This is a genomic window from Cryobacterium sp. MLB-32 (assembly GCF_000738085.1).
Lineage (GTDB): Bacteria > Actinomycetota > Actinomycetes > Actinomycetales > Microbacteriaceae > Cryobacterium.
The window spans coordinates 1-4,925 of record NZ_JPRS01000196.1 but is presented as its reverse complement, the minus strand read 5'-3'; the positions used below and the strand labels follow the sequence as shown (position 1 = coordinate 4,925).

Here is a 4,925-nt window from a genome sequence, read left to right as displayed (position 1 = left end):
TCCCATCTAATCGTGTTGACACAAACCGTGTCGAGCCCTGTCACTCTGGATCGACCGACAAATTAATGGCGATTTGACCGGAGAGCGCTGAAAGCGTTCCGCAAGAGGTTCCCCTCTGACACGGCATCGCCGTACTCGGACGCCGAATGGTTTAGCCTCAGATCTGTCGCGGTGGCCGTCCGGCTATCGGACACCCGGAAGATCGAGGTCCAGCACATACGTCTGCGACGGACGTCCCAACAGAGAATGCGGGTATGGCTCTCCCAGCGGTCGCCAGCCGTTCTTCTCGTAGAGGTGCACGGCACCGTGATGATCGGCAAGAACGTGAAGGACAGAGCGCTCATGGCCATGCCCAGCAAGCGCGGCTGTTGCTCCAGTTAGCAGTACGCCGCCGAGCCCGCGCCCCTGAGCGCCAGGAGCGACAGCGAGCAGACCGATGACAGGCGAGTCGGGCGGATCACTGGCCAGACCCGAACCCGGTTTAGTGGCGAGTACAAACCCGACGAGCCCAGCGACTGCATCCTCGGCCACGATCCAACATTCTGAATTGTCAAACTTGAGTCGAGCTCGCTCGGCTACTCCATCGACCGCTTCACCATCCCGAGCAACGCACGCCGCGACCCAAAGCGAAACGCAAGCCGCCGCATCCTCTGCTGTCCCACTTCGAAACACGAAATCGTTCTCCCCCCACGGATTCTCCATGTATCTAGTTTCCCACCCGCTTCGATGATCGTTCGTTTCGCGGTCCGTGGTTGCACCCAGCCCTAGACCGTTTCGCTAGGACTCTCCCGGTGTCTCTCTGTATCCAGGAGGACTCGCCGGCGGCTGCTCCCCTGGACCAGCACCAAGCCGGCCGCGAGAACGGAAGCAGCTGAAGTGGCGAGCATTACGGTCAACACCACATCGGGTTTTGAGGACATTGCCCGTCCGGTCATGGACGTGAATTCGCACTGCAGCCCCAGCGGGATCAACGTGATCCGGCCAACAATCGGCTCACCGGGGTCAACGCTCTCGCGCGACGCCGGGAGTGCGTCCACAACGCACGAATAGCTTGGATCTCGAACCGCGTAAATCGCCGCCGCAGGCGGCAATGCCATGAAGATAGCCAGCCCGCACAACGCAGTAGCCGCCCATCCCCTGGTTCCCATTTGGCCATGCAACCACAGTCCCAGGCGCCCGCCGGGATTTTCTCTTCAAGTCGCGGGAAGTGACCGCACAGGGTTCCGCTCTGACACGGCTTGCCGCGCTCGGCCGCCGCGTGGGTTGGCCTCAGATCTGACGCGCTGGCCGTCCCGCTGCGAAACACCGAGCGAGCCTCAGCCCTGGCTCTGAAATGTGTCCCCTAGCGAAGAGCCGCCCGGCCTGAAGTGCTGTGCAGGTCCACGGCGGCCTGTGAGACAAGGACGCCCACGCAACTCGACAGAGACGTCATCGTGAGCTTCCGCAGGGGAGAGCCCTCTGGTTTTCCGGGCAGAGCTGGACAGCGGTGGTACCTCCGTGGTTCCAAGGCATGAACCCGGAGTTGCCCGACCAGTCCCTCGCTGCCCTGTTGCGCGGTGAGCCTCTTGATGATTTGGGCCCGAGGATCATCGGGGCCGCCCGGTCCTTGGCGGCTCAGAGGTAGATTCCTCACCCCAGGCTGCGGTGCCGTGTTCGGCGAAACAGCTCTGTCCGCTGACGGTAGAAACGGGCAGCGCCTACTGCCCGGGCGGGAAGTGATGAGCCGGCTGGACGGAGAGACCAACGGAACCTCCGCGAGATGAACGCCGGCAAGTTACTGGAGGCGATTGACGCCCAAGACGAGACGCTCAGCATCGGGTTGCCGTTCGAGGACCGCGTCCGGTTGGCGGTGGATGACGTCTACTCGTCGTTCACGGCTTCCCCCGTCGCGGGTCTGATCCGGCGGGCGGTGCTGCGTTACCCGAATGCGGACCTGCCCCGCATCGACGTGCTCGACGAGTGCGACCCTGAACCGGCAGCTCCTGGCCCTGCTCGGCACCTGCCCTTCGTGGGCCGGCAGCAGAACGTCCTCTTCCAAGGGTTCACCGGGTCGGGGAAGTCGTATCTGGATGGCGCGCTGACCAGGGCGGATGGGACCGCGAGGCTGGGCTCGGGCATCGCGTGGAGACGCGGCAGGAAGTAGAGCGCGGTGCCACCGACCCCCAAAGCTGAACATTGGCTGTATCACAGTAGCCCGCCAAGCACAGTCCCCTCATGAGCCGACGTGTGATCATCTGCGGCAAGTCATACCTTTCAATAGCAAACTACTTTGCAATCCGCTACCACAAAGAAAAGAATCTTTCATGAATAAGAGATTTTCGGAACAGAAGCGTCACAAGCTCTTCACCGCAGCGGCTGCCTCATCGGCGATCGTGATCGGCATGACCGGACTGGCCCTCAGCGCGCCCGCTTCGGCCGCGCCCGCCCCGCAAGCCAACGGTACCGCTGCTGCCGCAGTCCCCGACGAGCTCGTCGTCGGCTACGTGGCCGGTGCCTCCGCCGACCAGCGCGAGCGTGCTCGCGGGCACGCCTCGGCACGGTTCGCCGAGCGCATCGTCGCCGCCGCCGCCGACCGCACCGAGGTCGAGGTCGTCCGTCTGCCGCAGGGCAAGAACCTGGACCGGGCGATCGCGCAGCTGAAGAGTGACCCCGCCGTTGCCTACGTCGAGCCGAACTACGTCCTGACTCACCAGGCCACCGCCACCGACCCCATCTTCACCAGCACCAATACCTCTCAGGACCTCTGGGGCATGTACGGCGACGCCTCGACCCCCACCAACGCCTACGGCAGCCAGGCCGCCGAGGCCTGGGCTGCCGGCCACACGGGGTCCAAGAGCGTCTACGTCGGGATCATCGACGAGGGCATCCAGTACACCCACCCCGACCTCTCCGGGCAGGTCTGGACCAACCCCTACGAGATCGCGGGGGACGGCGTGGACAATGACGGCAACGGCTACGTCGACGACGTCAACGGCTGGGACTTCGCCAACAGCGACAACACCATCTATGACGGTGGCTCCAGAGGCTCGCTCGACGACCACGGCACGCACGTGTCCGGAACCATCGGCGCCAAGGCCAACAACGGGCAAGGCGTAGCCGGCATGAACTGGGACGTGACCCTGATCAGCGGCAAATTCCTCGGCAGCCGGGGCGGATCCCTGGCCGACGCGGTCAAGTCGGTCGACTACTTCACCGACCTCAAGACCCGCCACGGCCTGAATATCGTGGCAACCAACAACAGCTGGGGCGGCGGCGCCTTCTCCCAGACCCTGCTCGACGCCATCAAGCGCGCCAACGCCGCGAACATCCTGTTCGTCGCGGCCGCCGGCAACAGCGGCACGAACAACGACACGACGCCGTCTTACCCGTCCAACTACGACGTCGCCAACGTCATCGCAGTCGCCGCCATCGACCGCAATGGGGCGCTGGCGTCCTTCAGCCAGTACGGCGCCACGACCGTCGACCTCGGTGCCCCCGGGGTCGGTGTCTGGTCGACGACCGCTTTCGACACCTACTCGTCCTACAACGGCACCTCAATGGCCACGCCACACGTCACGGGCGCGGCCGCCCTCTACGCCTCCACGCACCCCGGTGCGACAGCGGCGCAGATCAAGAGCGCGATCCTGAGCTCCGTCGTCCCGACAGCCTCCCTCGGTGGCAAGACAGTCACCGGCGGACGGCTCAACGTCAGCGGCTTCTGACCTAGAAGACCGTCAGCGGGTGTGGTCGGGGGAGAGCCCAGACCACACCCGCCTCTCGTTGCCGAGCGTCTCCAAGACTGCCTGACAGTTCACGACGCCACGCTCAACAACGGGCTCGTCGCACACCACGTCTGTGGACTCAACGAGCCGCCATTGTGATTATGCCGTTGTTGGTCTCCGATGCCAGGTTTCGGGCTTGACGCGTGCCGGGTGCTCGGCCTGAGCACGCCGCTCCCCGGTCTCAGCGTGTTGGGCAGTTGCGTTGATCAGGCCTAGATCTGTCGCAGTGGCCGTTCCCCTCTGACACGGCCCCAGAGTATTCGACCGTTGCGTGGATCAGCCCTATCTGTCGCGCTCGACGTCCGGCTTGCGGGCGGGCCCGCATTCCCGCCACATCTCCGTTGCCCGCATGAGGGATGATGGGAAATGACGCTCCATTCCCACAAATCCACCAGAATCTTTCGGTCACGGTTCGGCATACTTGTCCATACCCGCGATTGGAGTCGGCATTAGCGCCACCGCCGTCACCTTCTGGGATGCGGGTGTGACGGGCCCGACGCTCACTCTGACCGCGTCTGACCTCACATCGGTCACCGTGGCTTCGATCAGTGACGGCTACCGGAGCCATCCCGCGATCCAACTGAGGCTCAACACCGCGAACCGGAGCAACCGGCTCCAACTCAACCTCGGAGATGCTCACCACCGCAACCTTTCGCCCGCGGGCATGAACGAAGCCCGCGAGAGCATCCCGGTGAGGAACGGGCCAGCACAGAGTCCTTGAACGGACAACTCGCACAGAGGGCCTGTACTCGTGTTCTCATGGAAAGCGCCTCACCTTTCCCGAATCGCGCTCCCCGTTACCGTTGCACTTTCGGGAATGGACGTGGTCATGCCCAGAGCTGGCTTGAGTGAGGGCACGAGTGGATTCAGTGGCATGGTTGAGACGGCGGGTCTTGCTGCGGGTGCATGCAAGTAGGGGCAACAGGGTTGGTGAACGACATGAAGAAGTCAGACATGCTCGCCGGGCGGACTGCTGAGCAGTGGTCAGGTCCCGTCCGATTTCTTGCGAGAATTCTGTTTTCCACGGGAGTGATCTCTGGTGCACTGTATTTTGTGACGGGGTCAACCGCTGAAACCGTGCCACTTTGGTTATACGTGATTTTCGGCGTAACGATAGTGATATTTGTTGTCGCGTTTCTTGTCTATTGTGCGTTCGCGTTGAAG

The 4,925-nt window shown here is 63.4% G+C and carries 4 protein-coding genes; 3 read left to right on the top strand and 1 reads right to left on the bottom strand.

From position 1 onward, the window contains the following. Positions 1 to 183: 183 nt before the first annotated feature. Positions 184 to 702, bottom strand: a complete 519-nt coding sequence (locus tag JF66_RS22405) for a GNAT family N-acetyltransferase (RefSeq protein WP_081882440.1) — start codon at positions 700 to 702, stop codon at positions 184 to 186. A gap of 1,057 nt (positions 703 to 1,759) precedes the next feature. Here JF66_RS22405 and JF66_RS15655 point away from each other — a divergent pair. The 3 genes from JF66_RS15655 to JF66_RS24480 form a co-directional block, all read left to right on the top strand. Then, positions 1,760 to 2,143 carry a hypothetical protein gene (locus tag JF66_RS15655; RefSeq protein ID WP_051973622.1) on the top strand — a complete coding sequence of 128 codons (384 nt, stop codon included), beginning with the start codon at positions 1,760 to 1,762 and terminating at the stop codon, positions 2,141 to 2,143. Positions 2,144 to 2,303: 160 nt separating this feature from the next. Continuing rightward, positions 2,304 to 3,701, top strand: coding sequence for a S8 family peptidase (locus tag JF66_RS15650; protein WP_035879495.1), 1,398 nt, complete (start codon positions 2,304 to 2,306; stop codon positions 3,699 to 3,701). A gap of 999 nt (positions 3,702 to 4,700) precedes the next feature. Next, the coding region (locus JF66_RS24480; protein WP_231556460.1) for a hypothetical protein at positions 4,701 to 4,925 on the top strand (225 nt) is incomplete at its 3' end.